Below are 26,606 nucleotides of genomic sequence, written 5' to 3'. Positions count from 1 at the left end.
TATCACTAAATCGGGACAATTAGTGAAGTTTATTATTACTGACTGTAAAAAGTGAATTGCTAATAATTGGGATTATCAGTTTATTTGTAAGGAATATAATCACTGCCATCGAATGACTAAGCTGGCATCCAGCCTAAGTATTCAGTAGTTACAGATGATCTAAACAGACTGCTAGTTTTTATTTAATTTAAGGGCGCGTGTTTTCTAACTAACCCTAGAAAGGCTAGCGCCAAGATATTCTCAATATTTTTAATCAAGCTATAAAAATAGCGCAGCTAAGCCTTGTCGAGCAAGGTTTAGCTTCATTTTGGAGTAATCACTATTAAAACCTTAATTCACCCCCAGATCGATAATGGCACCATAGCAACGGCTGAAAATTTTTCCGGTGGCTTATTGCAATGCCAGTGTTCACATCATCAAGTAGAAGTGGCTGTGTCGGCGCAAGTTGCACACAACCATGCCTGTGGTTGCAGTAAATGCTGGAAGCCAGAAGGTGCCTTGTTTGCTCAAATAGCCGTGGTCGACAAAAATAAAGTCAATGTGACTGCCAATGGGGATAAATTGCAGATTGTCGATGAGTCGGCAGCAATTCAGCGCCATGCTTGTAAAGAATGCGGTACTCATATGTATGGCAGAATCGAAAACACTGGGCATCCTTTCTACGGTTTAGATTTTGTGCATACAGAGCTATCTAAGCAGCAAGGTTGGTCAGCACCTGAATTCGCTGCATTTGTCTCTTCAATCATTGAGTCAGGTACTGCACCTGAAGCTATGGAGGATGTTCGCGCAACATTAACTGATTTGGGACTGACGTCATATGACTGCCTATCTCCAGTATTGATGGATATAATTTCCACTCATGTAGCGAATAATAAATAAGACATCATGATTAATCTATGCCGGTTATATAGGCATAGTGGATGTCATAAAAAAGCGCTTCGGCGCTTTTTTGCTTTTAATTATAGTTACTTAACTCTTGCCTGTCAGTCAGTATCAGATTTTAACACCTGTGGTTCATTGCACGCCGAGCTCCCCTCCATAGCGGGTTGCTTATGACATTCCTGCGATATACAGCTCGTCAGCCCAAAGCAGCTACTGCTACTTATTAGGCACTGCACTCTTTTAGAACTGGGATGCTTACCTGAGCCGATATGGACATATTTACAGCGTCTTGCTCACTCACAATGGCATAATCATTATTACCAAGGCGTAAAAGTAATTTGTTATTTAGCTAGATTATCATCTGAATGATTATGAATATAATAACCGCACAAAATCACTATCACTATCTAGGCCGCGGGCTTAGCCTGCTGACCACTTCACATTAAGGCTTACATTATGAGTTGGATCTTTCTTTTACTGGGTGTAATGGCCGAAGCATTATCTCATGTGGCGCTAAAGGCAACCGATGGTTTTAGCAAACCCTTGCCTGCTGTAATGGTGATCGTTGGGCATTTGGTGGCATTTATTTTTTTAGGGCAAGCCATGAAGGGCATGCCTGTCGGTGTGGTGCATGCGCTGTGGGCTGGCTTAGCTATTGTGACTGTTACCCTGTTATCGGCTGTGTTTTATCGCCAACATCTAGATTTAACGGCTTGGATTGGCATGGGGCTAGTGGCTGCTGGTGTCATGATGATTAATATCTCTCAGGGGCACAGTCACTAATGAGTGCGAATACTTTTTTACATACAGGGGCACAGTCATTAAATGAGTGCGAATACTTTTTTGCACACTTAGGTGGCACTGCGAGAGAGTATTTGCTCTGACCAAATGATCTTTCTGAGTCAAGCCATGAAGGGCATGCCTGTCGGTGTGGTGCATGCGCTGTGGGCTGGCTTAGCTATTGTGGCCGTTACCCTGTTATCGGCTGTGTTTTATCGCCAACATCTAGATTTAACGGCTTGGATTGGCATGGGGCTAGTGGCTGCTGGTGTCATGATGATTAATTTCTCTCAGGGGCACAGTCATTAATTCGTGCGAAACTTTTTTGCACACTTAGGTGGCACTGCGAGAGAGTATTTACTTTGACCAAATGATCCAAAAATATATAAAGATTCTAGCGCATATAAATCGGCAGGTTTCATTGCTGGGAATGCTGTAGTGGGTAGCAAAATTTGAATGGAGCAGAAGCTAATTCGCTCCGACCCCTTTATGATCTTTCTTAGAGCTCATTAGCTTATTTATTTATTTAGCTTTTATTTTCTTTATCGGTTATTACGATCTCTTCACTTTCGCTGCTTTGTTTTTTAGATTCCTTATCGCTTTTACGTGAATTGAAGAGGCTGATAAATTTATCCCACCAGAGTCTTATAGTGGCAAATCCCATTACGACAGAAGCTATGATGGCCTGAAAAATTATACTCCCAGTGCCTGGGTCCAAATAAGCATAGGCTGGGAGACTTAGCGTAGCCAACAAGGCTAAGGAAATAATTTTTATCCCAATCTGGTGGTGTTCCATGGTGAACTCCAGAGCTGCAAACAAGTCGACAGGTGTGACTAAATAATAGTCAGGCATTTGCCATTGAGCAAATTGCCAATCAGCTATACTCGTGTGTAATAGATTATTTATCTTATTAAATAGTGAGTTCTTTTTTATGGATGGTATTGAGGTAGATAGGGCTTCGTTCCGGGATAGCAGTGGTTTTATCTTCAGTAAGCAAGGTAGTTTGTATCGACAGGTTAACTCCTCATATAAAGAAGAATTTGATGCTTATGTTGACAGTGGTCTGCATCAAGCGCTTGTCAATAAAGGCTATATTGTCGACCATGAGGAGGTGAGCCTAGATGAATATTGTCGGGAGAACCTGTATAAAGTCATTAAACCCGTTTTCATTCCCTATCTTACCTATCCATATGAGTGGAGTTTCAGCCAGCTCCAAGATGCAGCTAAGCTGACTTTAGATATTCAATTATTAGCCTTAGATTTTGGTTTTACACTCAAAGATGCAAGTGCGTTTAATATTCAATTTTACCAAGGTAGACCGGTTCTTATCGACACGCTTTCATTTACCCAATATCGACAAGGTCCTTGGGTTGCATACCGTCAGTTTTGCCAACACTTTTTGGCACCTTTATTGTTAAAAAAATACTGTGATCATCGATTGGGGCGTATGGCTGAACTCTATATCGACGGAATACCACTGGATCTGGCTAGTCGCTTGCTGCCATTACGCACTTGGTTTAGCTTCAATGCGCTGTCGCATATTCATCTGCATGCAAAAATGCAATCTCACTACAGTGGGAGTGGAGTCAGTGGCAGCCAGCGTATGGAGAAAGTGAGTGCGAAAATGGGCATCAGCAAACTCGATGCGCTGATCTCGAATTTGAAGTCCTATGTCGAAGGCTTGCGATGGGCATCGGCTAATACCGAGTGGGGGAACTATTATGAAAATACCAACTACTCCCAAACGTCTATGCAAGGTAAGCAAGATCTCATCGAAAGTTACCTTAAAAAAATCGGCAAACCAATATCGCTGTTAGGTGACCTTGGCGCCAACAATGGACACTTTAGTCGCCTGGCGAGTCAGTATTCACATAGGGTTGTATCATTCGATGTTGATGAGCTAGCGGTTGAACAGAATTATCTCAAGGCTAGAGCGGAAGGTGATACTAAGATACTGCCCCTGGTGTTGGATCTTTTTAATCCGTCACCCTCGTTAGGCTGGGGCAATGAGGAGCGTAACTCGTTTGTGTGCCGTGGGAAATTCGAAGTGATTATCGCCTTAGCACTGATACATCACCTAGCGATAAGCAACAATGTACCACTGAAGAAAATTATTGCCCTGCTACACAAGTTAGTCACTGATTGCTTGATCATCGAATTTGTTCCCAAAAGTGATTCGCAAGTGGAGCATCTGCTATCAACCCGAGAAGATATATTTCCTGACTATCATGAGCAAGGCTTTGAGCTGGCTTTACAGGGATGCTTTACCATAGCGAGTAAAGACAAGGTGCCTCATTCCAATCGTACGCTGTACTTCCTTAAGCGGGAATCAAGGTTAAGTTGAGCGATATCGTATCCCATATCTTTGAGGTGGGTGAATATCATGCCATACGCTAACTCAGGCTCTAGATCCACAGCTGGACAGGTGGCAGTTTTAGCGTGAACCCTTTGGTAGGACAGTAAGGGATGATGACTATTGTTTATATCCACAGAGTACAAGATGCCACAATATGCCATGGATATAGTACCCAGAGAGTAAAAAGGTGGAATTAAATTAGCTGAAACCTTCCATTTTCCCGGAACGATTAATTGCTGCTTTGCAGCGCTCACGATAAATATTGGATAGGCTTCTTTACTTCGTGATAGCAGGCTGTGACCGTCCATCCATTGCGGTGGTGTGACTCCTAGATAGGATAAAACTGTTGGTGCAATATCCATTCGCTGGGATGCTAGTGTTACTGAACCTGTATGCTCTTGATTTGGATAACGTATGATTAAGGGTAAAGTTTCATTTATTTTATGGCGTTTTCCATGGTCACTGCTGAATATCAGTAGGGTATTATCCAGCTCACCCAAGTCGTCTAACAGTTGATATATTTCTCGGATATATGCATCCCATTGATAGATGGCATTGTCATAATGATCAAGCATCCAGTGGTCGGCTTGCTCCTTGGTTTTGGTGAAAATGGGTTTCTCATAATCAAATTTTTTCCCATGTGAACCGAGTAAGTGAACGTTGGCAAAAAATGGTTTAGGAGCATGTAATATCTGGTGTTTTAATTGATTAATACGATCAACATCTGATCGGTGAGCTGGAACTTTCTCGCCTTGATTAACCAACTGATGTGGATTAAACATAGTCGCATAGCCGCTTAGGTGTGCCAGACGTTGAAAGAGCCGCTGCCAGTTGTCTTCGATAAACTGAACAGAGCTGGGCCAACGTAAAAGAAAGAAACCACTTACCAAAGAGTAGTTATTATTCAATAGCCTATGATTAGCGTAGTCGAACGCGTTACGCATGTTTAGATCTTTAGAATCGATATAATGCCTCAGACTGATATCAATATTATAATAACCTAGCTCTTTTAGTATCCCTGGGAAATGCTGGAACATATCTTTTCCGGAAAAAGTATCGGGCCGGAAAACAACCTTGGTACGGGTTGGATATTTGCCACTTAATAGCGAGCCTACAGCGCCCGTTGTTTTAGCTGAGTTAGTCCAATGGTTCATATAGACAAGGCTTTCATGGGCGATGCTGTCCATAAATGGTGTGGTTATCCGCTCATAACCATAGATGGACATGTTAGCGCTATTCACGCCGTCGGCAGCGAAGAAGATAATATTGGGAAAATCATCCCTTATTGGCGGAAGCTTCACTCCTGATTCTGTTGCTAGTGGTCGATGATAGGATACCGCGAGGGATAAAAATGACAGACCTAGCAATACCAACATTATATGAAATAGGTGTCTGATATACCTGCTAATTATTCCGCCTCTGGAGTTATTATGGGCTAGTTTCCCCATGAAATAGATTAAAACTAGCGCAATCATAATCCAATAGTAACTCTGAGACGCTAATGTTGACGCTAATGTTGACGCTGAATGAGAGGCGATACCGAACATGGTATAGGAGAAATTATCTAGCATTAAAAATGCCGTACAGGTCAGGATAATAGCAGGGATAACATAGGGGACCTTGTCCACAAGAGCCTTAACACCCCCATTTTTGATAGAGAATATAGCAGGTAACAAGCTCATTATACTGACAGCAGGTAAGGCGATTAATATCAGTGGTAAAGGAGCGTTGAAGAGTAAGGTCAGGTTTTCGGTTAGGGTCAAATAGCTCAACATGGAGGGCCTGGAGAGGAAGAATAACCATTCCATTAAATAATAAAAATAACAACTCAACCCGGTTAACACCAATAAGCTACCTAAGAATCTGATGTTGTTACTTTGAGCTTGCTTCATTTTATCCCTTAATGTATTGCCATATAGAGACATCAATATCTGTGCTTATTTAGCATACAAGTATAGTTGGATATCAAATGAAAGCTGACCATCGGCAATTTAAGCTGTTTTCTGTATGGGAATTGCGGCGATTGCGGTCACTCATTTCAGTTTAATTCGATCACCTAACTCATCTTTTTCTTTAAACTGGGGTCATTAAATAGAGGTCACTAAATAGGGGGCACTAAATTGGAGTTACTAAATTTGGGGGGGAGGTAAGGGGTAAGAAGATTAGAGTGGCGTAGCAGTTAATTAACTGCGGGCCTTTATACTGGAACTTCAAACGGAACTCGATACTTAAGTTCATTCATATAAGCTGAAAGGGAGTAGCGACACTATGCGTATACAAGAGCTCTTAGGTGTAGATTTACCCATTATTCAGGCCCCGATGGCCGGGGTTCAGAACAGTAAACTGGCATTGGCGGTCTCTTCAGTCGGCGCTCTGGGCTCCATTCCATGTGCCATGCTCAGTCACGATGCCTTGAGGGCAGAATTGAGCCATATTCAGTCGCAAACCCAAGCTCCCATCAATGTGAATTTTTTCAGTCATCAACCAGCCGAATTTAACGTCGAGCGTGATGCGATTTGGCGCAAGACCTTAGCACCCTATTTTAGAGAGTATTCCATCGACAGTTCCATCGACAGCAAGGCATTGCCCGAGGGGCCTAGCCGCCAACCATTCAGCGATACCGTCGCAGATATTCTGGAGGAGTTTCGACCTCAAGTGGTGAGCTTCCACTTCGGTCTGCCGGAAAAAGCCCTGCTCGCACGGGTGAAAGCCTGGGGCGCGACTGTGCTAAGCACTGCGACGACTCTGGAGGAAGCCCTGTGGTTAGAAGCCAATGGCGTCGACGGCATCATAGCTCAAGGCTTGGAAGCTGGTGGTCACAGGGGCATGTTCCTGTCACAGGAGCTTGGTCTGCAGGTGAGTACCTACTCACTGCTGCAACAAATACTGGCGCGAGTCAGCCTGCCAGTGATAGCGACAGGCGGCATCAGCGATGCCAAAGACGTTAGCGCGGCTCTCTCACTCGGCGCCGCGGCGGTGCAAGTCGGCACCGCTTATCTGCTGTGTGATGAAACCAACACTAGCACGCTACACAGGCAAGCCATCAAGAGTAACCGCTCACATAAAACCGTCATCACCAACTTGTTTTCTGGCAAACCGGCCCGTGGCATCGTCAACCGGGTCATACAAGAGCTTGGCCCCATAAGCGAACTAGTCCCAGAATTCCCCCACGCCGCCACTGCGATAACAGCCATCAGACAAGCAGCCGAAGCCCAAGGCTCTAGCGATTTTTCTCCACTATGGTGTGGCCAAAATACCATTGGCTGCAAAGAGATCTCCGCAGCGGAACTCACCTTAGAGTTAGCCAGAGGTGTGGAAGTATAGTTAAACTTCGTCAGCTACTTTGACTTACCCAAAGTTGGTAAATGTATTAGATAACCAAGCTGCGCTTGGGCTTTATAATTAGACTTCGTCTAATAACTAAAATCGTGGGTCTTCAACCCACACCCGACCAAGGAGGACTGCTCGTCCTCGCCCTCCTTGGAACCACCATAACGCCCCGGCGAAGTTACATGCATTGAGTACGGGCCTCAATCTTATTCGATAATCCCTGACGCTTCCGATGGGGTGTCCATACCCCCCGAAAGCTAAGCTGACGTCGTGTCAGCTTCACAGGATTATCTTCAACGATTTACGGCAACTTCCAACGGGGAATTATCGAACTTGCAGGTTATCAGAGAGATTCTAGTGCATCATAATCGACAGGTTTCATTGCTGGGAATGCTGTAATGGGTAGCAAAATTTGAATGGAGTAGAAGCTAATTCTCTACGATCCATTTATTAGATTTTGAGTAGATATTTAGACATTTAGAGCCATCAACTCTCAGCAGGATCTCATTAAGGCGTAAATCATGTTAAGTCGGCAGCTAGGAGTGGAAATTTTAGAGCTTTGAATTGGAGGAATTAAGCATGGGTGGCTTGGTTAATTGCAGAATATTCAACATCAAAACAATCAAAACGGCGAAGATAAATCGTTTAGATTATTCAGCCGTGAAACATATCAAAACTGGTTCGCTAATCTCTGGCAAATGCGCACCACCGCGTTAGTCATAGCGGTTATTTTTGGCATCATGATGGCAAGTACCGGCTCAGGCTGGGGAGCGTCGACACCCTTTGGTATTTGGTTCGCAAAGGGATTGATGTTCTTTGGGGTTGAATTAAGCACCATTACCGAGATAAGCCAGCGACCTGAATCTATGTTTACCACGCCGTTTTTTGAACATGGCGTGTCAGTGCAAAACTTGGCTATTTTATTAGGCACCTTAATAGCGGTGTTGTTTATGGGTAAGTTTAAGTTTTCATTTACCCTAAACCACTCAGCTAAACAGCTGGCGATTTTTGCTTTAGGTGGATTATTAATGGGATTTGGTACTCGTTTTGCCAATGGCTGTAATGTGGGAGCATTGTTCACCCCTATCGCTAACTTCTCATTATCTGGATGGGTGTATTTACTGGTAATGATTGGTGGTGCTATCGCAGGCAACCGTTTCCAGCAAGCGGTGATGAAGTAACTTATTGTTAGATCGCTACGCTGCGAGTTAACGGTTCACCGAATACGGAACGCTGCGCTCACAGATAAAGCGTTAAGGGACAGAGTGGAACAAAGTTTACACTGACCCCTTTGTTTTCTTTGTTTTATTTGTTTTATTTCATTTGCTATATAACTCTTGACTCCAAATTTCAAAAAGCAATTTATCATCTATATCAATGAACGTATGGCAATCAGTTATTATCCAAAAAGTTTCAGGGTTATCCTCAGGAGGAAAAAAACCTCTATAAAAATGTAACACCTTCCCATTTTTAGTTATATATTCAGCATCCTTTATGATTTTAGCATCATAATTAATCTCCCCCGAAATAACTCCATCGATAAAGTTGCACTTTTCATCATTTACATCTATTAGCCCTAACGCAATACCACTCTCTTTGCTATACACCTTCACTCCAAAGTCATCCAGACGTAATCTAACTACACTGTTATCAGGCAAAGGGAGTTTCTTTCCAAACAATTCTATATAGCTACTAGCATATAGAAGGTTAGAAAACAGTATTGTTAATGTCAGAAATAAAATTTTAATAACCAAAATAAGCTTCTCCATAACGTCTTATAATTAGCTGACTCTGATCATTTCTAGGAAGTTCAGCATACCAAAAACTAGCAATGTCCTTAAAAATGGGGAGGAATTGACCCGTCCCTAACAATTCAACAGCGCTTTTTGATAAAAATACATTTTTATATTTCAATCCAATAGTCAAAGCAGAGTCAAAAGCAGCTCCACCTTGATGCAGTGACTTATGCATTTGCATAAGACGGAGTTCTGCGAAACTGTCAGTTTGTAACTCTGGAAATATCTCTAAAAGATCGCTTAGCTCCATCCCTTGTAGTTTTTGTGTTGCAAGCACTAGTTCACTATCTGTAATGCTAAGAGCCTTAAATTCACCTAGCACTTGCTTGATTCGATCTTTTCTAGATGATTTTTTCCCTCCAGAATTCCAACTACTCGCCTGATTCAACAAGTACTGCATGGCCCCCATCTGCGCGCCGTTAGCAAACTTGCCGCCACTGACCACTGACCACTGACCACTGATGCTGTACCACCAATAATGGCTGAAGCCACTGTGCCTTTCAACACCTGTGATGCCTTGAGACTCCCGCCACCTTGAGTTAAATAGAGCCACCCACAGCTAATTGCGAACATTACATCCTCCAATAACATGGCCACCCATAATTCTTGATGGATAGTTCAGCTCTGACTAAGCTTAAGTTCTCTCTGTTGGATTGAGGTTGCTATGGCCAGACCAAGAAGCACATTGATTAGCATTGAAGATACGCCTTTCTACCACTGTATTTCTAGATGTATTCGCATGGCGTGGCTTACGGGAGTCGATAGATACTCAGGTAAGTCATACGAGCATCGGCGTGAGTGGGTTGAGTCTAGGATACTTGAACTCGCTCAAATTTTTGCGATAGATGTGGCGGCTTATGTTGTTATGTCTAACCACCTGCATTTAGTGCTTAGGGTCGATATTTTTGAGGCCAATAGCTGGACAGATAAAGAAGTGGTAGCGCATTGGCATCAGCTGTTTAAAGGGACTGAAGTTACGCAGAAGTTTGCTAAGGGGGAGTTAGTTGAAAGCTTTGAAGTTAAAGCCTTAAAGCATTCAATTGCTCAATACCGAAGTCGATTAAGTGATATCTCTTGGTTTATGCGCTGCCTCAATGAACCCATTGCGAGACAGGCCAACAAGGAAGATAACTGTACAGGGAGATTTTGGGAGGGGAGGTTCAAGTCCCAAGCCCTATTGGATGAGGCCGCTGTCCTGGCCTGCATGGCTTATGTAGACCTCAATCCAATCCGCGCCAAGATGGCCGCAACACCTGAAACCTCAGACTTCACCAGCATTCAGCGACGTATAACTGCAGCTTGTAATGGAGAACAGCCTAAGTCACTACTGCCATTTGTGGGTAATGAACGCAAGGATATGCCAAAAGGACTGATGTTCAGTGCTAAAGATTACTTACAACTGGTTGATGATACTGGGCGAATAGTTAGAGCCGACAAGCGTGGTGCCATTAGCCAGACATCACAACTGATACTCGATAGACTCAACATTCCTCAAGCGAATTGGCTAAAACTCACCACTGAATTCAGCCGACTATTTAAAGGTCCAGTAGGAACCCTTCAAGAGTTAGATGCCTACTGCGAACACTTAGATAGAAAGCGCCGGCAAGGGGCGGCTAACTGTCATCGATGGCTAGATAGCGCCTAGTTACACATCTATTTTAATGGAAATGGCAAACCGAACTTAAGTTCGGCATTCTTGCTGCGTGTTTCTCGGATTTTGGACTGATATTGAGATATCCAGAGTCATTAACTACACAGTTGGAGCTCATAAACGTAAATCATGTTGAGTTAGTGAGAGTGAGGCTGGAATTTTAGAGCTTTGAATTGGAGGAATTAAGAATGGGTGGCTTGGTTAATTTCTACAGCGATACCGTCGCAGATATTCTGGAGGAGTTTCGACCTCAAGTGGTGAGCTTCCACTTCGGTCTGCCGGAAAAAGCCCTGCTCGCACGGGTGAAAGCCTGGGGCGCGACTGTGCTAAGCACTGCGACGACTCTGGAGGAAGCCCTGTGGTTAGAAGCCAATGGTGTCGACGGCATCATAGCTCAAGGCTTGGAAGCTGGTGGTCACAGGGGCATGTTCCTGTCACAGGAGCTTGGTCTGCAGGTGAGTACCTACTCACTGCTGCAACAAATACTGGCGCGAGTCAGCCTGCCAGTGATAGCGACAGGCGGCATCAGCGATGCCAAAGACGTTAGCGCGGCTCTCTCACTCGGCGCCGCGGCGGTGCAAGTTGGCACCGCTTATCTGCTGTGTGATGAAACCAACACTAGCACGCTACACAGGCAAGCCATCAAGAGTAACCGCTCACATAAAACCGTCATTACCAACCTGTTCTCTGGCAAACCGGCTCGTGGCATCGTCAACCGGGTCATACAAGAGCTTGGCCCCATAAGTGAACTAGCCCCAGAATTCCCCCACGCCGCCACTGCGATAACAGCCATCAGACAAGCAGCCGAAGCCCAAGGCTCTAGCGATTTTTCTCCGCTCTGGTGTGGCCAAAATACCATTGGCTGCAAAGAGATCTCCGCAGCGGAACTAACCTTAGAGCTAGCCAGAGGTGTGGAAGTATAGTTAAACTTCGTCAGCTACTTTGACTTACCCAAAGTTGGTAAATGTATTAGATAACCAAGCTGCGCTTGGGCTTTATAATTAGACTTCGTCTAATAACTAAAATCGTGGGTCTTCAACCCACACCCGACCAAGGAGGACTGCTCGTCCTCGCCCTCCTTGGAACCACCATAACGCCCCGGCGAAGTTACATGCATTGAGTACGGGCCTCATACTCCAATAAAAATAGCCTAACGGCTCAGATGCTACATCCATGTACCCCCGAGCCTGAACCATCATCCATGATGGTTCTACAGCATTTTCATCTGCATATTTCGGCAACTTCCAACGGGGAACTGTTGTAACCTACAGCCGAATTTGAAAACAAATTAGTTTTGTAGTTTTAGATGTGCTCTCTGGAGAAAACACACTGAAATTATAAATAATTACAATTATCTATATGTGAAGTAAGAATGTTGCTTGAGCTAATGGTATTACAGGAGAGTGGTACATAATGTCGAATGAACTTAAACGAGAAAAAAGAGCATTAATTCTCAGCTATGCATCTGATATGGCGAATGGTAGAGAGTGGAGATTAAATGCATGTCAGCAAGTAAGTGAATACCGAGAACTAGGAGATGAATGGTCTGAAAAAGTAGGAGGTTTCAAGTCATTAGAAGATGCGACTAATGGGCTAGTTAAAAGTGAATCTGATATGAAAAGGCTAGCGATGAAGTGCTTGCTGGAATATGCAGAAGGTGGTTCATCATTAGCAGGAATTGAAGGTAGGAAAAAAGGGAGTTTTAGCAGGAATACCAAAGCTGCGATTGCTTGTCTAAAGGATTTTGTAAAGGATGAAGAAAGTTTAAGATTTTCTGATCTAGAAAACCTACTAGATATGGATGGTGCACAGATAAATCGAATAGTAAAAGAAGTCGATATAGCAGATAAAGTTTATGTTAAAACCAGTCATATATTTAGCTTAGGGATTCTTAATGCCAATTATTTTCATCAACTTGAAGCCAATAGATTACTTAGTCCAGCTGGCGATACAGTATTTGAATTTAGGTGGGGGGATTTAAAGTTTTCGTTTTGAAAAAATAGGACTATGCGTGTTAGCACAGTCATTACCTTAATCTCTCATTGACTGTATTTTCGTACTTATTCAGAAACATCAACAGTACGGAGAGCAGAGCATGACTATTTTCAATTCAACCTTAATCACTCATTACGCAGTGGATTTAAGCAACTGGCAGACAGTGACAAAGCTTATTCAGTTTTACCCACAATTCACCCAACAGCAGTTTCGGGTGTTATTCAATAAACCAGATAACAATGTGGGGTTAAGCCGTTGTCACAGGGTGATGGGTAATCAGACGTATATTAACCTTCCCTTGTTCGGGCTATGGCTAAGTGGTCAGCTACCTGAGCAGCAGCAGAATAAATTAGTGAAGGCCTTTTTGAACCAAGGATTTGATAAGTGTGATTTTAAACTCCAGTTCTTGATGAGGCTTTTGATGTACCTTCCTAAAATCAGTCATGTTATCTGGCTAGTTTGGGAAAACTTATAAATTCCGTGCCAGTTATAGACATCAGTAAACTTACTTCGAAGAGATAATTCATCTGGTGTGAACGCGGCTGTGACCTTCGACAGCAAGGACGCTGTCGCAGAGCCCACAGGGAGCGTGCTTGCGGCGTGTCGCAGAAGTGTTTGCACTTAAGCGTACCGCAGGTAATAAATACCAATGAAGCTATGGTTTTCAATTCAATAACCCAATATGAAAATTGAAACCGTAAGAAAACAAAAAAGCACTCCAAACGAAGTGCTTTAAAGTTTAAGACTAGTGATGTGCAATGACCTATCTACGAAGAGATAATCCACCAGACATCAGCAATCCAAAAAAATGAAACTAACGTTTTCAGGAACGTTACGCTTTAACGAGCTTTGCCAGATCTGCCGGACGGTAATATACCGACTTTAGCACCTTACCTTGGCGTACGATTTTACCCGCCATATCTACATCTTTAGCGCACTTAGCTATGATGAAGTCGCCCTTAGTGCTGCCGACGATCTCGACGCCTTGCTTGGCGTAAAACTCGATAGTCTCTGCAAGCTCTTTCTCGTTGCGGCAAACCTTGCTCATGTTACTTGAGTGAACTTCGTCCCAACAGGTGATGAAGTCGATTTCGCGATTCTTGGCCACGTGTAGCAACAGGTCGATAACATAGCTGATTTCCATGCGGTCACTGACTTGAGTTGCACCTAAGTGAACCTGACGGCCCATTAATACATAGACAGAATCGACGATGGCGTCGGCCTGCTCCATGCGGCTGTCAGCTTCGGCAAGCTCGGTCAGCTCTTCGATGGCCAATGAAGTGTGCAATGTGTCGGCCTTGTCATCCAATGTGCTTTCATCTTCGCTTGGCAAATCGAAAGTAGAGCGAAACTGGAGGATGTCACTATAAAGATGATCGTAGAGTGGCTGAGTGAGTGCGGTAAGTTTCATTGATTCTGCCTTGAAGCCTGAGCTTTCTGTCATTAGGGTTGAGTTGAGATAACTCGAATGGCGGTGATTCTAAGTTAATGGCAGCGCAAAATAAAGCGAACTGAAGAGGACTCGCTTGCATAACAAATGAAAATTGATACTCGACGAGTAGTTAGCCATATATTTTTTTGGCAAACTTAATTGATTATGCTGCTGAGCACTCCGCTAGCGACATCCTGATGGGTGACTTTACCATCCCGCAATGGAGCTGGGGTACTGGACTCTCTTCGTTGTTGAGCCTTGAAAATCTCTGTGCTTAAATCCATAGAGGTTGACTGAGCATGATGACTCGAACAGCCAGTGATGAAGAAAGAGAGCACAATTGAAATTAATGTGAGACTCGTTGACTTGATTTGTAAGTGATGGAGATTTCTAGTCGATACCATTGCGTCAATTCCCTTTAAACGATTCAATATAATTCAACATTAGATTATTTAGTTGAGTTGTTCAAGGAAGCATAAATATGCTTCCTTTTGTCGTGGATATATTTCGACAATGAACTCTAGTTGACTAATTTCTGTGGCAGTTAACTAGACCAGCTGATGACGGAATACCTTCTCATTCATCTTATCCAGCTCATTAAGCCACTTGGTCACTGTCTTCTCATCGTGTGGAGCCGGAGAGACACCGATAGCCAGCTCACCGGCGACTAAAGATTCGATGGCGATAGCCACTGTGAGAGAAACCAGACGGGCCATGGCCGAGCCGCGCTCGTCACCGGCTTGATCCATGCCATAGCTCGAATGCCAGATTGTCTGCTTACCTTGAGGGTCTTTGACTTCTAGCTCAACCGATAGCACCACGCGATCGGCTTCACCCTTATCATATTGGTGTTTATCCCAGAGTCCATCACTGAGCTCGGCTAAACGGGCCATGCCGGCATCACCTACCGCATTATCGACTTCGGTAAATAGCTCACTCCAGGCATCAGACCAGCCGTTTAGACGCAGTGTGCCGCGAACAAATTCTTCAATGTTCCACTCGTCTGTTAAGCCATATTGTTGCTGAAACGGGATAGAATCTCGGTTTGGATAGGCCTGGAAGGTCTCTAGGCTGGCATCGCTCATACGCATATCAAAGCTAGACAGGGCGAGCCAAGGTTTCTCAGTACGCTTTATTTCGCCGTCTTGGGTCCATTGGGCCGGAGACTTGAGGGCTTTTAGTACGCCCAGTGGTGACCAGGAAAACTTATATCTAAAGTCGTTGGCGACCTTAGGGAAGCCACCACAGTAAGAGCGGAAGCTGTGCTGGTTTTGCTTGTCGAATTTATCCGATGCCTGATATTCGGCGATCAAGGCGTGGGCCAACAGATGATCGAGTCCAGGGTCCAGTCCCACTTCGTTGACGAAGCTGAGGTTTAAACTCTTGGCTTTATCGTGCAAGGCCTGCATTTCTGGAGATACATAGCTGCTGGAAACGAAATGGGCCTTCTGCCCAAGACATAGCTCGGCGACTTGGACATGTAAGGTGCCGGGCAACATGGAGATCACCAGATCGCCAGCTTGAATATCGGTTTCCAGAGCTAGCCAATCTAACTGCTTGGTAGGGACCTTAATGCCTAAGCTGGCAACCGCTTGATCGGCCTTAGCTAAGGTGCGGTTCCATAGGACCATCTTTTGACCCGATTGTGCGACCTTGCGTATTCCCGGCAGTGACGAGAGTCCTGCACCTAACCAATGTACTGTTTGCATGTTTATTATCTCTTAATGTAGTTGTTATACCTGACTGAGCTTATCGGTAAATATTTGATTGGCTTTTTGCCACACGCCTAGATTGAGATCGTCCAGCTGCAGTAGATGTGGCAGCAGTTGTTGGCAGAAATCTTCACTACTCTCCACCGGCAGCAGTGAGGGTAAGTGATCAATGGCGATCAAGTCGACGGGATTATCCCCTTCTATGATGCGCAGGCACGGCTTATCGAATGTGGTACAGCTTGAGTAGATAGGCAAGGGGTTGTAAGTGCCGTATGGATCGCAGCTGACATCACAGATAATTGTCAGACGCCTTGGTTCTATGCCATTGGTCTCGAGCATAGGCAAGGTAATAAACGGCGGCAGCGCTTCTTGTACGAATACACAGTTGACCAGCACATCAAAATCTAAGATGGCTTCGAAGGGGCCACCTATTTTAGTCTCGGCCATGTCCCACTGGGTAACCTCAGCGCCTACACTCTCGGCCATTTCTACGGCGCCGCGTCCGCTTCGGCCCTTAGCGCCAATCACTAATACCTTAGGTGGGCGTGCTAGCGTGCTCAGTGACTTGGCCACATCATCGACCAGTGCCTGCTTGCTTGGCATGGAAGTCAAAGGGGCCAGTACCGACTGGCTGTCTTGCGTAGAGGCATTATTAGCGACTTGCTGACGCTTACCGAATGCCTTCAGAGCCACGGCTGCACCGGCAAATCCTGCCCAGTAACCGAAGGCGGCCACTCGGCGGTTATTGTCATCCACCAGATATTCTAGATCGTATAGCTCGCCTTCGCCTGTCTTAAAACGGCGCAGTACATCTTGCCAGCCTTGTTGTTCTTTATACACATGAGCGAAATGAATATGGCGATGTACTAGGGGCCAATTATTTTCACTCAGCTCCTTGAGGCCCAAGATGATGGTGTCTTTTGGGGCTTGTTGCCAGCTTTGAGCCGGCATTACGTCACAACCTATCTCTTGGTAGGCTTGGGCTGGAATGGCGCTGAGGGGGGACTCTTCGACTGTGATCTTGAACCCCGCCTGCAATAGCTTCTGGGCGACATTCGGGGTTAGGGCAATGCGTTCTTCTAAGGGTTTAGATTCTGCACGTAACCAAATATGGGCTTTTTTCATACCGCTGGCTCTCCTACAAGTCTCTCTGACTACTAAGGTTTACATCTCTTCAGAGACGATTAGATAAATTGCTATTGAAAAACAGTTAGTGTATACAATATCCATATTTACACAAGATTAACATCACAGCTTAAGTGAAGAAACCAGAGGCAGAATGGCAATGCAAGAGTTGAAAACTAAGGTCGTTGAATATTCACCATCCACTGTGAAGGCGTTGGTAGAGGAACATTTCCACATGACGGTAGAGGTGAAATCATTGCCTGGTTATGTGGATCTCAATTTTTTACTGACTGATACACAGGGCAAACGTTTTATCCTCAAAATTGCCAATGCCGACGAGTCTTTGGCCGAGTTGGATATGCAAAATGCGGTGATGAATTATCTCAACGGACAAGAGCTGGCCTACCAGTTACCTGAGGTGATAAAAAATCTGGCAGGTAATGAAATCACGGCCTTAAAAGATGGACATGGCAGGCCGAGACCTATGCGTCTGCTTAGCTATGTGCCCGGCGTCTTCTATTGTGACCATAAAGCCCTGACAGGCCATCATTATAGTCAGCTTGGTACCTTGTTAGGTAAGCTAGATCTTAGTCTACAAGGTTTCTCCCATAGCGCTGCTTCACGGCATTTCGATTGGGATCTTAAGCATGCAAAATCTGTCATCGAGTCTAAGGTGGGCTTAATCACAGATCAGAGCCAGCGACAGCAAGTACTAAAGATTCTATCTGGGTTCGAGCAACAGGTGATCCCTTTCATGGATGAATTGCCACAGGGGGTGATCCACAATGATGTGAATGACTATAACCTGTTACTCACCAGCGCTAGCTTAGATGCTGAGGTGATAGGCTTGATAGATTTTGGTGACATGGTGCATAGCCATCAAATCAATGAGCTGGCCATCGCCTGTGCCTATGCCATCTTAGGCTCAGATTCGCCGCTGACAATCATCCAGGCCATAACCTTGGCTTATCACCAGCAGCGCCCGCTTAATGGCGCCGAACTCTGGGTCTTGCTGCCGCTGATTGCCGCGCGCTTAGCGGTCAGTGTGTGTAATTCTTCCGAAGCCATTCTTACCGAGCCGGATAATGAATACCTTTTGGTGACGGCTGAACCTGCCTGGGCAGCCATAATTAGCTTGCTTAAACTGGATGCCAAGAGCGTCGGCTTTGAGTTGCAGCGCCTATGTCTGACACCAAATAAAGGGGCACAAGCTAGCTGCTTACCGGTAAATGAGTCCGGTGAAAGCGGCGCTGATAACGCCTCATCTGAGCGACGCAGAGACATTCTCAGCCAGAGAGCCAAGCGCTTATTTAAGACCTTGAGTGTCTCTTATGAGCAGCCGTTAATTATCGAGCGCGGCCAGGGGCAGTTTCTACTGGATGAAAACAATATTGCTTACTTAGACATGGTCAATAATGTCTGTCATGTGGGTCACTGTCATCCAGCTGTGGTTGCTGCCGGACAGGCACAAATGGCCAAACTTAACACCAATACCCGTTATCTCAATGACAATATACTCGATTATAGCCAGACCTTATTGGACACCTTTCCCGAGTCTCTGTCAGTGGTCATGTTCGTCAACTCAGGCAGCGAGGCTAACGAACTGGCCATGCGTTTGATGCGCTGTAAGACGCAATCCGATGAACTTGTGGTGGTGGATGGTGCTTATCACGGCAATACCAACAAGGCGATTGAGATCAGTCCCTACAAGTTTAATGGCCCGGGAGGTGAAGGGGCGGCGGAGCATATTCATATAGTGCCTGTGCCAGATCCCTATCGCGGCCCGCATAAAGGCATGTCAGTAGAGTCTGGCCTTGCCTACGCCGAGCCGGTGCAGCAGGTGATTAGCAAGTTACAACGAGAGGGTAAGCAGTTAGGCGGTTATATCTGTGAGTCTTTGCAGGGTGTTGGCGGCAACTTGATTATGCCAAGTGGTTATCTTGACGCCGTTTATCAAGCGGTGCGCGCGGCCGGAGGGGTCTGTATTGCCGATGAAGTGCAGGTGGGCTTCGGGCGTGTAGGCACTCATTGGTGGGCATTTGAGACCCAAGGTGTGGTGCCGGATATTGTCACCTTAGGCAAGCCTATCGGTAATGGTCATCCCATGGCGGCAGTGGTCACCACTAAAGAGATAGCCGCGGCCTTCGTGACTGGCATGGAATACTTCAATACCTTCGGTGGCAACCCAGTTTCATGTGCTATCGGCAAGGCGGTACTCGATACCATAAAGGCTGACAACCTTATGCTAAATGCCCAGGATACCGGCGACTATATGCAGCAGTGTCTGGTTAAGTTACAGCAAGAGTTCGACATCATAGGCGACGTCAGGGGGCTAGGTTTATTTATCGGTGTTGAGCTGGTGAAGGATGAAAATTTGACCCCGGCGACCCAAGAAGCCCAAGCCTTAATCGAGTGGTTTAAGTCACGTAATATCTTGCTCAGCCTCGACGGCCCTTTCAGTAATGTGCTTAAAATTAAGCCGCCAATGGTTTTTAATAAAGATAATGTCGATTATTTTATCAGCCAGTTTGTTCTGGGGTTATCTCATTTAAATGCATAACTAGTGGGTATTTACCCTTGTGGTTGAATATTTAGGCGTTAGCTAGGCAGGGAAGCCTAGACAGTCTACTTGAGGTCCACGCTCACAGATTATGTGATCTGGATCTCATTGTTAATTTTATGTAACTATGTTCGACCCGGACTAAGAATAAACCATCGGATGAATGGTATTCGTTTATCGATCTAGTTGGGCCTGAGAATACATAACCACAAGGAACAAATGATGACCTCGACATCAGATCCCCAACCAAACACCCACAAGCTCCCCAGCCTGTTCGACGCCCTCATTCCCATCTTTGCCCTAGTGCTTATGCTGGCTGGTGCCGTCTACCTGTACTCGTCTGACAGCTCTTATGGAGCAAACCAGATCGCTCTTATCATGGCCGCCTGTATTGCCTTAGTGATAGGCGTGAAGAATGGCTATAGCTGGAAGGAGATGGAAGCGGGGATCGTCAAGAGTGTCGGCGTGGCTACTGGTGCCTTGTTGATCTTATTTGCCGTGGGATCTTTGATCGGCACTTGGATACTCGCGGGTACAGTGCCGACCATGATCTATTACGGCATGTTGGTGCTCAATCCTGAATATTTTTATGCCGCATCTTGTCTCTTATGTGCCGTCGTTGCCCTGAGTATAGGCAGTTCATGGACTGTGGCTGGTACTTTAGGTATCGCCTTGGTTGGCGTTGCTGCAGCCATGGGATTAAGTGTGGAGATAACTGCCGGTGCCATCATCAGTGGTGCCTATTTTGGCGATAAGATGTCGCCCATGTCCGATACTACTAATCTGGCTCCTGCGGTAGCGGGAACCGATATATTCAGTCATATTCGTCACATGGTATGGACCACAGTGCCGAGCATTATCATCGCCATGATAGGCTTCTTGATATTAGGTTTCACCAGTGAGGCCAGCGGCGAGGCGAGTGATCTACAATTGACCATGGATCTACTGCAAACTCAGTTTAATCCTGGCGCTCACCTCTTGTTACCCCTGCTGGTGGTATTGGTGTTGGCGTATAAGAAAGTCCCCGCTTTTCCCACTGTCATTCTCGGTACTCTCGCAGGTGCGTGTTGCGCGGCCCTATTCCAGTTTGATGGCATCATAGCTTTTGCCAATGATGATAGCTTGCCGCCAATTGTAGCCATGGTTAAAGGGATCTGGACTGCCATGTTCGATGGCTATGTGGCCAATACTGGCGATGAAGTGCTCGATAGCCTGCTCAGTAGAGGTGGCATGAGCAAGATGATGAATACTGTGTGGTTGATCCTTTGCGCCATGGCATTCGGCGGTATTATGGAAGTTACCGGTCTGCTTAAGCGTATATTGCAGAGTATTCTTGGCTTAGTGACTTCTAGCGGTAGCCTGATAATTACTACTTTGGCGACCTGTATCGGTGCCAACCTTATCACTGCAGATCAGTTTATCGCCATCATCTTGCCGGGACGTATGTTGAAGATTGAATATACTAAGCGCGGCCTTGCGGCAGTTAACTTGAGTCGTGCTCTGGAAGATTCTGCAACCATCACCAGCCCACTCGTGCCATGGAATACTTGTGGTGCATACATGGCCAGTACATTAGGTGTCGCCACCATAGCCTACCTTCCTTATGCCATCTTTAACTTAGTCTGCCCCTTAGTCAGTGGCACCTATGCTTACTTCAACTTTAAGATAGAGAAGCTAGAAGATATGCCAGCTCTCGAAGAGGTGAGTGCGTAAACAAGGTTTTTAGACATTAGCGCTTAGACCAATCGGTTTGCAACAGACTGGTCTAGGTGCTTAAGCCTGCAATATATTTCCCTCTGTAATCCCCCCGTAATCCATCTCCTCCAAGTGCTTTATTATCGTATCTATAAGGATGAAAATACTAAGATTTGGAATGCGTATCTGAAGGGCGATATTGCCATCTGGAGTAAAGATGAAGGACTTGGGTTATAGAGGAGTTCCTAGGTTCTAGCGCTTAGAACCTAGGAAGGATAACAAATTGATAAGGATAAAAACTTGTCGGCTTGTTAGTGTTTCTCGTAGCCAACTTGTTGGCGTCCTCGAAGGCGTTTTCAGCCGTCTAGCGGTGAGCGCGTGAACGGCCTAGTAGCGACATTGTTCTGTTTTACTTTATAAATGCAAACGCATCACCGTAGAGATGCTCTTCCTCTACCCCTATGGCGCGGAAGACTTCTCTGGCTGCACCCACCATGTCGAAACGGCCGGCAATATAGATATCATAACCATGCAAGCTAACGAAGTCGGTCTTGATCTGGGCTAACAGGTTAGCCTTCTTACCTTTCCAATCTCCGCCCGCTTCTTCCAGTACAGGAACGAAATGCAACCAGGGATGGGCATCGTGCCATTCACGGGCTATTGTCTCGTAATACATGGCATCGGCGTTGCGACAACCCCAATAAAGGGTGGTTTCGATCTTCTGCCCAAGTGCAATCTGCCCTTCGACGATACTCTTGATATAAGAGAATCCAGTGCCACCGGCGATGAGTAATCTCGGACGTTGGCTCTCGTGACGAAGGTAAGCTTCACCGCCTGGTGCTTCAATTTCAATCAGCCCATCGTTTGCCAAGCACTCTTTCATGCGCTCGACTACCTGCATAGGGTAGCTTTCGCTAACAGCGGCGCCGATATGCAGTTCGATATATTCTGCATTCGGTGCGGAAGCAATTGAGAATGGGCGTTTATCTTTCTCACCCATGACAACACAGAGGTACTGACCGGCTTTGAAGTCGAACGCTGTTTCAGGTTTTAGAATTATTTGATAAACCGCATCATTGAATGGGGTAACAGTTTCGATTTTACAACTTATGGTGTTCATCTAACGTCCTTTTCGACCCCACTCTGCGGGAGTTTTACTATTTTATTGTTCGAAGTTAACAGTATAAATTGGTTAAGAGCACTTGCTGTATAACCAAGTTAAAACAGATACATTAATCATAGTCATTTCCGGCAGATTAAGCGGGAAATAGCCTAGATGCCAGCAGTTTGGCTTAAAGCCCAAACCGCTGCTTAAGTATCTAAGCCTAAGTCGGCCCACATATCATCGACTTTCTGTTTTACAGCTTTATCCATCACGATAGGTGTGCCCCATTCACGATCAGTTTCGCCTGGCCACTTGTTCGTCGCGTCCATGCCCATCTTAGAGCCTAGTCCTGTGACCGGGGAAGCAAAATCAAGATAGTCGATAGGTGTATTCTCTATCATCACGGTATCGCGTTTCGGATCCATACGTGTGGTTATAGCCCAGATAACATCGTTCCAGTCACGACAGTTAACATCTTCGTCCACGACTATGATGAACTTGGTATACATAAACTGACGCAGGAAGGACCAAGCACCCATCATTACGCGTTTAGCATGACCCGGGTACTCTTTACGAATAGAGATAACTGCCATGCGATAAGAGCAGCCTTCGGGGGGTAGATAAAAATCTATGATCTCCGGGTACTGCTTGCGCAGGATAGGCACAAATATTTCATTGAGTGCCACACCTAACATGGCTGGTTCATCCGGTGGACGGCCTGTGTAGGTGCTATGGTAAATGGCATCTTTTCTGTGGGTGATATGGGTCACTGTGAAGACAGGGAATTTATCTGTCTCGTTGTAATATCCTGTATGATCACCATAAGGGCCTTCTTCGGCCATCTCTTCTGGGTCGATATAGCCTTCTAAGATGATTTCGCTGGTGGCTGGCACTTCTAAGTCACAGCTTAAGGCTTTACAGACTTGGGTGCGCTCACCGCGGAGCAAGCCTGCGAAGGCATATTCACTCATGGAATCTGGTATTGGCGTTACCGCAGCTAAGATAGTTACCGGATCTGCACCTAATGCCACGACAACTGGGTAGCGTTCGCCTGGGTGTTTCTCTTTAAAATCTTTAAAGTCTAATGCACCGCCACGATGATCTAGCCAGCGCATAATCAACTTATCTTTACCTAGCAATTGCTGGCGGTAGATACCCAGATTCTGCCGTTCTTTGCGAGGGCCCTTAGTGATGGTCAATCCCCAAGTCACTAGAGGAGCAGCATCTCCTGGCCAACAGTGTTGAATTGGCAGCTTAGTCAGGTCTACTTCATCACCTGTTTTAACCACTTGCTGACAAGGAGGATTACGCACTGTCTTAGGTGGCATATTCAAGGCTTGCTTGAATTTAGGCAGCTTAGAGACAGCATCTTTGAAGCCGCGAGGTGGCTCAGGCTCTTTAAGGAAGGCCAGCAGTTCGCCGACTTCACGCAGTGCTAGAGGATCTTCCTTACCCAATGCCATGGCGACACGTTTAGGTGTGCCGAAAAGATTAGCCAGTACAGGCATATCGTTGCCGACGGGATTCTCGAACAGCAGAGCTGGACCTTTGGCACGAAGCACTCGGTCGGAAATCTCCGTCATCTCAAGATGAGGGTCGACGGGATGGCTGATACGCTTTAGTTCACCCTGGCTTTCCAGGTGTGTGATAAAACTGCGCAGATCCTTAAAACTCATTGATACTTGCTGCCATAAAAATGTGATATGGCGCGCACTATAGCATTTTTAGTACGCATGTTTAACTGCTTAACTTTATATAGAGAAAGATATTAATTAGTTAAGCAAGGGGTTAATTATGATGACGTTTAAATAGCGCTTCAACAGGTGTAATACCAATTGCATTAGGTATAAAATAGAGCATGAGCTAATTTTTCATTCTATTTAAGGGTGAGTTTTGGAGGCGGTAATGAGTAACATCACGGGCGTAGGGCAGGTTATATTGCTGTCTGGTTTACTGTCTCTTTCTAGCTTAAGCGCACAAGCAAGTGATCGCTTCGATTGGAGCAGTAATGTCTGGGCTCAGCCTAGCTGGAGCAGCAGTTGGGGCACTGGAATTGGTATAGGTATAGGAAGCAGATCACCTTACTGGGGTAATCCTTCTTGGAATCACAGTTGGAACCATGGTTGGAATAGTGGTTGGCATAACACCTGGCACCGTCCTTATTGGCGTAACAGTTGGCGTTATCCTTATCGATATAATAATCCTTATGACCAGGAGTATTATCGAGACAGTCGCCAAGTAAAAAGACCGCCTACTCCACCAAAAGCTATCTCTGCACCTGTGCGAGTCACCACCAGTGTGCAATATGCATCCGGTCTGAAAAGCCTACCTGAAAATGCACGAGTGATGCAAAAAGATGGCCGCACCGTCTATGAATGGCAAGGTGTCGAATATGTCTTCGATTGGGCCACCCAGACCTATAAAGAGCTGAAGTAGCCGTCTCGTTTACCAGCTAGCTGAATCCTAGGGCACTAATAACACACTCTCAAGCTTTCACTTAGCTTCATTCCCTTCCTATACTCATAGTTAGCGCTATTTCTATATAGCGCTACTTTTCATTTAATCAGATGGCATCTTCGAGTATTGAGTATGAATGACATTAAAAAACCAGATATCCTCACGGAAAGTGGCACTAATGAACTCGAAATTATCGAGTTCCATCTGCATAAAACCTTGCCTAGTGGTGGCTACAAGGTTTGTCACTACGGAATTAATGTCGCCAAAGTCAGAGAGGTTATCCGTGTTCCGGACACCGAAGATTATCCTAATGCCCAATCTCATATGATAGGGGTGTTCTCATTACGTGATAATTTAATCCCACTGGTGGATCTTGCTAGCTGGCTGGGGATCCCCACATGCGAAGATTTGACCCAAAAAATTGTGATAGTTACCGACTTTAATAAGATGATTAATGGTTTCTTGGTCGATAGCGTCTTGAGTATTCACCGGGTATCCTGGGAACATGTGGAGTCTCCGAGTCAGTTTTTAGAGTCGGGTGAGCAGGATTGTGTCGTTGCTGTGGTTAGGCGCGACGATTATCTGATCATGATCTTGGATTTTGAGAGGATTATTTCCGATATAAATCCAGAATTGAGTATGGATAAATATGATGTAACTCAAGATAAAAATGTAATCATCGACGACAGCATGCTAGCTAAGCGTCAGGCTAAAACGATTATGGTTGTCGATGATTCGGCCTTCATACGTAAGATGATAGAGAAGACCTTGCAATCATCTGGCTATAACATTTTAGATGCCAAGGATGGTCAGGACGCACTGGAAATTCTCGAAGACTTCGTCCGCCTCGCAGAAGAGGAGGGAGGCACAGTCACTCATTTTGTCGATGCGATAGTGTCTGATGTTGAGATGCCCCGTATGGATGGCCTGCATTTACTTAAGCGATTACGCGACAGCTCTTACTATGCCAAGACCCCAATAGTGATGTTCTCCTCCTTGATGAGTGAAGGTAATCGCTTGAAGGCGCTGCAGCTTGGTGCCAATGACACCATCACTAAGCCCGAGATTGGCCGTATGGTTGCTATGGTTGATGGCCTAGTTTTAGAGGATAAATAGCTAAGCTCTAGGCTTTAAAAAAATCTCATATCGATTGACGGTAAACTCAGCCTTTTGATATTGACTGATATAACTCATTCCCAGCTTGAGCAGTACATTGATGGAGCTTAGGTTTTCGGCTACAGCGTCTCCGAGTACCTGGTTTAGGTTCATGTGCTGTTTTGCATATTCGATACAGGCCAGATTGGATTCAGTGGCATAGCCTTGTCCCCAATGGTCAGGGTGGAAACGGTAGCCAATGTCGACAGCTTGTATACGGTTGTCATTCTTGAAGCCACAAAAGCCAATCACTTCATCGGTCGATTTTAGCACCACAGCCCAGCGGCCATAGCCAAACTGCTTATATTCTTTTAGCCAGATGTCAGCAATAATATCTTCAGCATCTTCAATGCTGCTACACATGCCTGCATCGCCAGTGAAGCGGTTCACTTCCTCGGGAGCATTAAACTGGTATACAGCTTTGGCATCAGCGAGATTAAACTCTCTAATGATTAGTCGTTCTGTCTCTGCTATTACTCTACTCATATGGTCACCTTTACTTTTATATCTGCTGTGAACAGCTTAACTGTATTGCCTTTTACTTTATCTGGAGCCTTAAAGCCAAAACAGATAC

The 26,606-nt window shown here is 45.4% G+C and carries 25 protein-coding genes and 1 pseudogene; 14 read left to right on the top strand and 12 right to left on the bottom strand.

Annotated features, from left to right (window positions below; translation table 11 throughout):
• Nucleotides 1–321 precede the first annotated feature (321 nt).
• From gfa to SVI_RS18600, 3 genes are all read left to right on the top strand, one after another.
• Complete coding sequence (gene gfa / locus SVI_RS18610) at nucleotides 322–879, top strand: S-(hydroxymethyl)glutathione synthase (RefSeq protein ID WP_041420094.1); 558 nt, start codon at nucleotides 322–324, stop codon at nucleotides 877–879.
• A 459-nt stretch (nucleotides 880–1,338) separates the two neighbouring features.
• Entirely contained in the window at nucleotides 1,339–1,665 is a 327-nt protein-coding gene (locus tag SVI_RS18605) for a DMT family transporter (RefSeq protein ID WP_013053205.1), read from the top strand.
• 105 nt (nucleotides 1,666–1,770) lie between these two features.
• Nucleotides 1,771–1,971, top strand: coding sequence for a DMT family transporter (locus SVI_RS18600; protein ID WP_408005153.1), 201 nt, complete (start codon nucleotides 1,771–1,773; stop codon nucleotides 1,969–1,971).
• Nucleotides 1,972–2,188: 217 nt separating this feature from the next.
• On the opposite strand, the gene SVI_RS18595 is transcribed toward SVI_RS18600, so the two are convergent.
• A complete protein-coding gene (locus SVI_RS18595; protein ID WP_013053203.1) occupies nucleotides 2,189–2,458 on the bottom strand; it encodes a hypothetical protein in 270 nt (89 codons plus the stop codon).
• A gap of 136 nt (nucleotides 2,459–2,594) precedes the next feature.
• On the opposite strand from SVI_RS18595, the gene SVI_RS18590 reads away from it, so the two are divergent.
• Entirely contained in the window at nucleotides 2,595–4,007 is a 1,413-nt protein-coding gene (locus SVI_RS18590) for a methyltransferase domain-containing protein (protein ID WP_013053202.1), read from the top strand.
• Here SVI_RS18590 and SVI_RS18585 read toward each other — a convergent pair.
• Nucleotides 3,956–5,911: a sulfatase-like hydrolase/transferase gene (locus SVI_RS18585; RefSeq protein WP_041420093.1), complete on the bottom strand. Its 1,956-nt coding sequence runs from the start codon at nucleotides 5,909–5,911 to the stop codon at nucleotides 3,956–3,958. The two genes, SVI_RS18590 and SVI_RS18585, sit on opposite strands and share 52 nt — an antisense overlap.
• Nucleotides 5,912–6,287: 376 nt before the next feature.
• On the opposite strand from SVI_RS18585, the gene SVI_RS18580 reads away from it, so the two are divergent.
• Complete coding sequence (locus SVI_RS18580) at nucleotides 6,288–7,343, top strand: NAD(P)H-dependent flavin oxidoreductase (protein ID WP_013053200.1); 1,056 nt, start codon at nucleotides 6,288–6,290, stop codon at nucleotides 7,341–7,343.
• 602 nt (nucleotides 7,344–7,945) lie between these two features.
• On the top strand, nucleotides 7,946–8,530 hold the full coding sequence (locus tag SVI_RS18575; RefSeq protein ID WP_013053199.1) for a YeeE/YedE thiosulfate transporter family protein: 585 nt from the start codon (nucleotides 7,946–7,948) through the stop codon (nucleotides 8,528–8,530).
• A gap of 138 nt (nucleotides 8,531–8,668) precedes the next feature.
• On the opposite strand, the gene SVI_RS18570 is transcribed toward SVI_RS18575, so the two are convergent.
• The 3 genes from SVI_RS18570 to SVI_RS21620 are packed head-to-tail and all read right to left on the bottom strand — an operon-like array spanning nucleotide 8,669 to nucleotide 9,718.
• The gene (locus SVI_RS18570; RefSeq protein ID WP_041420092.1) at nucleotides 8,669–9,103 is read right to left on the bottom strand and encodes a hypothetical protein; all 435 of its coding nucleotides are present in this window, start codon (nucleotides 9,101–9,103) and stop codon (nucleotides 8,669–8,671) included.
• A complete protein-coding gene (locus SVI_RS18565; protein ID WP_013053197.1) occupies nucleotides 9,093–9,545 on the bottom strand; it encodes a hypothetical protein in 453 nt (150 codons plus the stop codon). Before SVI_RS18565 ends, SVI_RS18570 begins: the two co-directional genes overlap by 11 nt.
• Entirely contained in the window at nucleotides 9,530–9,718 is a 189-nt protein-coding gene (locus tag SVI_RS21620) for a hypothetical protein (RefSeq protein ID WP_157608731.1), read from the bottom strand. Before SVI_RS21620 ends, SVI_RS18565 begins: the two co-directional genes overlap by 16 nt.
• Nucleotides 9,719–9,809: 91 nt before the next feature.
• Here SVI_RS21620 and SVI_RS18560 point away from each other — a divergent pair, with 91 nt between their 5' ends.
• The 4 genes and pseudogenes from SVI_RS18560 to SVI_RS21755 all read left to right on the top strand — a co-directional run bounded on the left by SVI_RS18560 (nucleotide 9,810) and on the right by SVI_RS21755 (nucleotide 13,266).
• On the top strand, nucleotides 9,810–10,790 hold the full coding sequence (locus SVI_RS18560; RefSeq protein WP_013053195.1) for a hypothetical protein: 981 nt from the start codon (nucleotides 9,810–9,812) through the stop codon (nucleotides 10,788–10,790).
• A 215-nt stretch (nucleotides 10,791–11,005) separates the two neighbouring features.
• A pseudogene (locus SVI_RS18555) lies at nucleotides 11,006–11,719 on the top strand (NAD(P)H-dependent flavin oxidoreductase); the annotation flags it as partial.
• Nucleotides 11,720–12,209: 490 nt separating this feature from the next.
• Nucleotides 12,210–12,791, top strand: a complete 582-nt coding sequence (locus SVI_RS18550; protein ID WP_013053193.1) for a hypothetical protein — start codon at nucleotides 12,210–12,212, stop codon at nucleotides 12,789–12,791.
• A 100-nt stretch (nucleotides 12,792–12,891) separates the two neighbouring features.
• On the top strand, nucleotides 12,892–13,266 hold the full coding sequence (locus tag SVI_RS21755; protein WP_013053192.1) for a hypothetical protein: 375 nt from the start codon (nucleotides 12,892–12,894) through the stop codon (nucleotides 13,264–13,266).
• A gap of 357 nt (nucleotides 13,267–13,623) precedes the next feature.
• On the opposite strand, the gene SVI_RS18540 is transcribed toward SVI_RS21755, so the two are convergent.
• The 4 genes from SVI_RS18540 to SVI_RS18530 form a co-directional block, all read right to left on the bottom strand.
• Nucleotides 13,624–14,202: a nucleoside triphosphate pyrophosphohydrolase family protein gene (locus SVI_RS18540; RefSeq protein ID WP_013053191.1), complete on the bottom strand. Its 579-nt coding sequence runs from the start codon at nucleotides 14,200–14,202 to the stop codon at nucleotides 13,624–13,626.
• A 176-nt stretch (nucleotides 14,203–14,378) separates the two neighbouring features.
• Entirely contained in the window at nucleotides 14,379–14,627 is a 249-nt protein-coding gene (locus tag SVI_RS21615) for a hypothetical protein (protein WP_157608730.1), read from the bottom strand.
• A gap of 144 nt (nucleotides 14,628–14,771) precedes the next feature.
• On the bottom strand, nucleotides 14,772–15,932 hold the full coding sequence (locus SVI_RS18535) for a saccharopine dehydrogenase family protein (RefSeq protein ID WP_013053190.1): 1,161 nt from the start codon (nucleotides 15,930–15,932) through the stop codon (nucleotides 14,772–14,774).
• Nucleotides 15,933–15,956: 24 nt separating this feature from the next.
• Nucleotides 15,957–17,060 carry a saccharopine dehydrogenase gene (locus SVI_RS18530; protein WP_013053189.1) on the bottom strand — a complete coding sequence of 368 codons (1,104 nt, stop codon included), beginning with the start codon at nucleotides 17,058–17,060 and terminating at the stop codon, nucleotides 15,957–15,959.
• 160 nt (nucleotides 17,061–17,220) lie between these two features.
• Between SVI_RS18530 and SVI_RS18525 the strand changes: the two genes are divergently transcribed.
• Both SVI_RS18525 and nhaC read left to right on the top strand, forming a co-directional pair.
• The gene (locus SVI_RS18525; RefSeq protein WP_157608729.1) at nucleotides 17,221–19,620 is read left to right on the top strand and encodes an aminotransferase class III-fold pyridoxal phosphate-dependent enzyme; all 2,400 of its coding nucleotides are present in this window, start codon (nucleotides 17,221–17,223) and stop codon (nucleotides 19,618–19,620) included.
• Nucleotides 19,621–19,839: 219 nt separating this feature from the next.
• Nucleotides 19,840–21,333 (top strand): Na+/H+ antiporter NhaC, encoded by a 1,494-nt coding sequence (nhaC, locus tag SVI_RS18520; protein ID WP_172634446.1) that lies wholly within the window; start codon nucleotides 19,840–19,842, stop codon nucleotides 21,331–21,333.
• Nucleotides 21,334–21,724: 391 nt separating this feature from the next.
• Here the strand turns inward: nhaC and fre are convergent, their stop codons facing one another.
• Nucleotides 21,725–22,435, bottom strand: coding sequence for an NAD(P)H-flavin reductase (fre, locus tag SVI_RS18515; protein ID WP_013053185.1), 711 nt, complete (start codon nucleotides 22,433–22,435; stop codon nucleotides 21,725–21,727).
• A gap of 191 nt (nucleotides 22,436–22,626) precedes the next feature.
• Nucleotides 22,627–24,096 carry a 4-hydroxy-3-polyprenylbenzoate decarboxylase gene (gene ubiD, locus SVI_RS18510; RefSeq protein ID WP_013053184.1) on the bottom strand — a complete coding sequence of 490 codons (1,470 nt, stop codon included), beginning with the start codon at nucleotides 24,094–24,096 and terminating at the stop codon, nucleotides 22,627–22,629.
• 229 nt (nucleotides 24,097–24,325) lie between these two features.
• On the opposite strand from ubiD, the gene SVI_RS18505 reads away from it, so the two are divergent.
• Nucleotides 24,326–24,856: a hypothetical protein gene (locus SVI_RS18505; protein ID WP_013053183.1), complete on the top strand. Its 531-nt coding sequence runs from the start codon at nucleotides 24,326–24,328 to the stop codon at nucleotides 24,854–24,856.
• A 153-nt stretch (nucleotides 24,857–25,009) separates the two neighbouring features.
• Nucleotides 25,010–25,993 (top strand): chemotaxis protein, encoded by a 984-nt coding sequence (locus SVI_RS18500; RefSeq protein WP_041420089.1) that lies wholly within the window; start codon nucleotides 25,010–25,012, stop codon nucleotides 25,991–25,993.
• On the opposite strand, the gene SVI_RS18495 is transcribed toward SVI_RS18500, so the two are convergent.
• Nucleotides 25,994–26,518 carry a GNAT family N-acetyltransferase gene (locus SVI_RS18495; protein WP_013053181.1) on the bottom strand — a complete coding sequence of 175 codons (525 nt, stop codon included), beginning with the start codon at nucleotides 26,516–26,518 and terminating at the stop codon, nucleotides 25,994–25,996.
• Between the last annotated feature and the right edge of the window lie 88 nt (nucleotides 26,519–26,606).

The organism is Shewanella violacea DSS12, from assembly GCF_000091325.1.
GTDB lineage: Bacteria > Pseudomonadota > Gammaproteobacteria > Enterobacterales > Shewanellaceae > Shewanella > Shewanella violacea.
This window is presented reverse-complemented; position numbering and strand designations above follow the sequence as displayed.

What these genes read in the sequence shown, in the direction of transcription:
- SVI_RS18605 (WP_013053205.1), top strand. Translation starts at nt 1,339, where the DNA reads ATGAGTTGGATCTTTCTTTTACTGGGTGTAATGGCCGAAGCATTATCT.
- SVI_RS18600 (WP_408005153.1), top strand. Translation starts at nt 1,771, where the DNA reads ATGATCTTTCTGAGTCAAGCCATGAAGGGCATGCCTGTCGGTGTGGTG.
- SVI_RS18595 (WP_013053203.1), bottom strand. Translation starts at nt 2,458, where the DNA reads ATGGAACACCACCAGATTGGGATAAAAATTATTTCCTTAGCCTTGTTG.
- SVI_RS18590 (WP_013053202.1), top strand. Translation starts at nt 2,595, where the DNA reads ATGGATGGTATTGAGGTAGATAGGGCTTCGTTCCGGGATAGCAGTGGT.
- SVI_RS18585 (WP_041420093.1), bottom strand. Translation starts at nt 5,911, where the DNA reads ATGAAGCAAGCTCAAAGTAACAACATCAGATTCTTAGGTAGCTTATTG.
- SVI_RS18580 (WP_013053200.1), top strand. Translation starts at nt 6,288, where the DNA reads ATGCGTATACAAGAGCTCTTAGGTGTAGATTTACCCATTATTCAGGCC.
- SVI_RS18565 (WP_013053197.1), bottom strand. Translation starts at nt 9,545, where the DNA reads ATGCAGTACTTGTTGAATCAGGCGAGTAGTTGGAATTCTGGAGGGAAA.
- SVI_RS21620 (WP_157608731.1), bottom strand. Translation starts at nt 9,718, where the DNA reads ATGTTCGCAATTAGCTGTGGGTGGCTCTATTTAACTCAAGGTGGCGGG.
- SVI_RS18560 (WP_013053195.1), top strand. Translation starts at nt 9,810, where the DNA reads ATGGCCAGACCAAGAAGCACATTGATTAGCATTGAAGATACGCCTTTC.
- SVI_RS18550 (WP_013053193.1), top strand. Translation starts at nt 12,210, where the DNA reads ATGTCGAATGAACTTAAACGAGAAAAAAGAGCATTAATTCTCAGCTAT.
- SVI_RS21755 (WP_013053192.1), top strand. Translation starts at nt 12,892, where the DNA reads ATGACTATTTTCAATTCAACCTTAATCACTCATTACGCAGTGGATTTA.
- SVI_RS18540 (WP_013053191.1), bottom strand. Translation starts at nt 14,202, where the DNA reads ATGAAACTTACCGCACTCACTCAGCCACTCTACGATCATCTTTATAGT.
- SVI_RS21615 (WP_157608730.1), bottom strand. Translation starts at nt 14,627, where the DNA reads ATGGTATCGACTAGAAATCTCCATCACTTACAAATCAAGTCAACGAGT.
- SVI_RS18535 (WP_013053190.1), bottom strand. Translation starts at nt 15,932, where the DNA reads ATGCAAACAGTACATTGGTTAGGTGCAGGACTCTCGTCACTGCCGGGA.
- SVI_RS18530 (WP_013053189.1), bottom strand. Translation starts at nt 17,060, where the DNA reads ATGAAAAAAGCCCATATTTGGTTACGTGCAGAATCTAAACCCTTAGAA.
- SVI_RS18525 (WP_157608729.1), top strand. Translation starts at nt 17,221, where the DNA reads ATGCAAGAGTTGAAAACTAAGGTCGTTGAATATTCACCATCCACTGTG.
- nhaC (WP_172634446.1), top strand. Translation starts at nt 19,840, where the DNA reads ATGATGACCTCGACATCAGATCCCCAACCAAACACCCACAAGCTCCCC.
- fre (WP_013053185.1), bottom strand. Translation starts at nt 22,435, where the DNA reads ATGAACACCATAAGTTGTAAAATCGAAACTGTTACCCCATTCAATGAT.
- ubiD (WP_013053184.1), bottom strand. Translation starts at nt 24,096, where the DNA reads ATGAGTTTTAAGGATCTGCGCAGTTTTATCACACACCTGGAAAGCCAG.
- SVI_RS18505 (WP_013053183.1), top strand. Translation starts at nt 24,326, where the DNA reads ATGAGTAACATCACGGGCGTAGGGCAGGTTATATTGCTGTCTGGTTTA.
- SVI_RS18500 (WP_041420089.1), top strand. Translation starts at nt 25,010, where the DNA reads ATGAATGACATTAAAAAACCAGATATCCTCACGGAAAGTGGCACTAAT.
- SVI_RS18495 (WP_013053181.1), bottom strand. Translation starts at nt 26,518, where the DNA reads ATGAGTAGAGTAATAGCAGAGACAGAACGACTAATCATTAGAGAGTTT.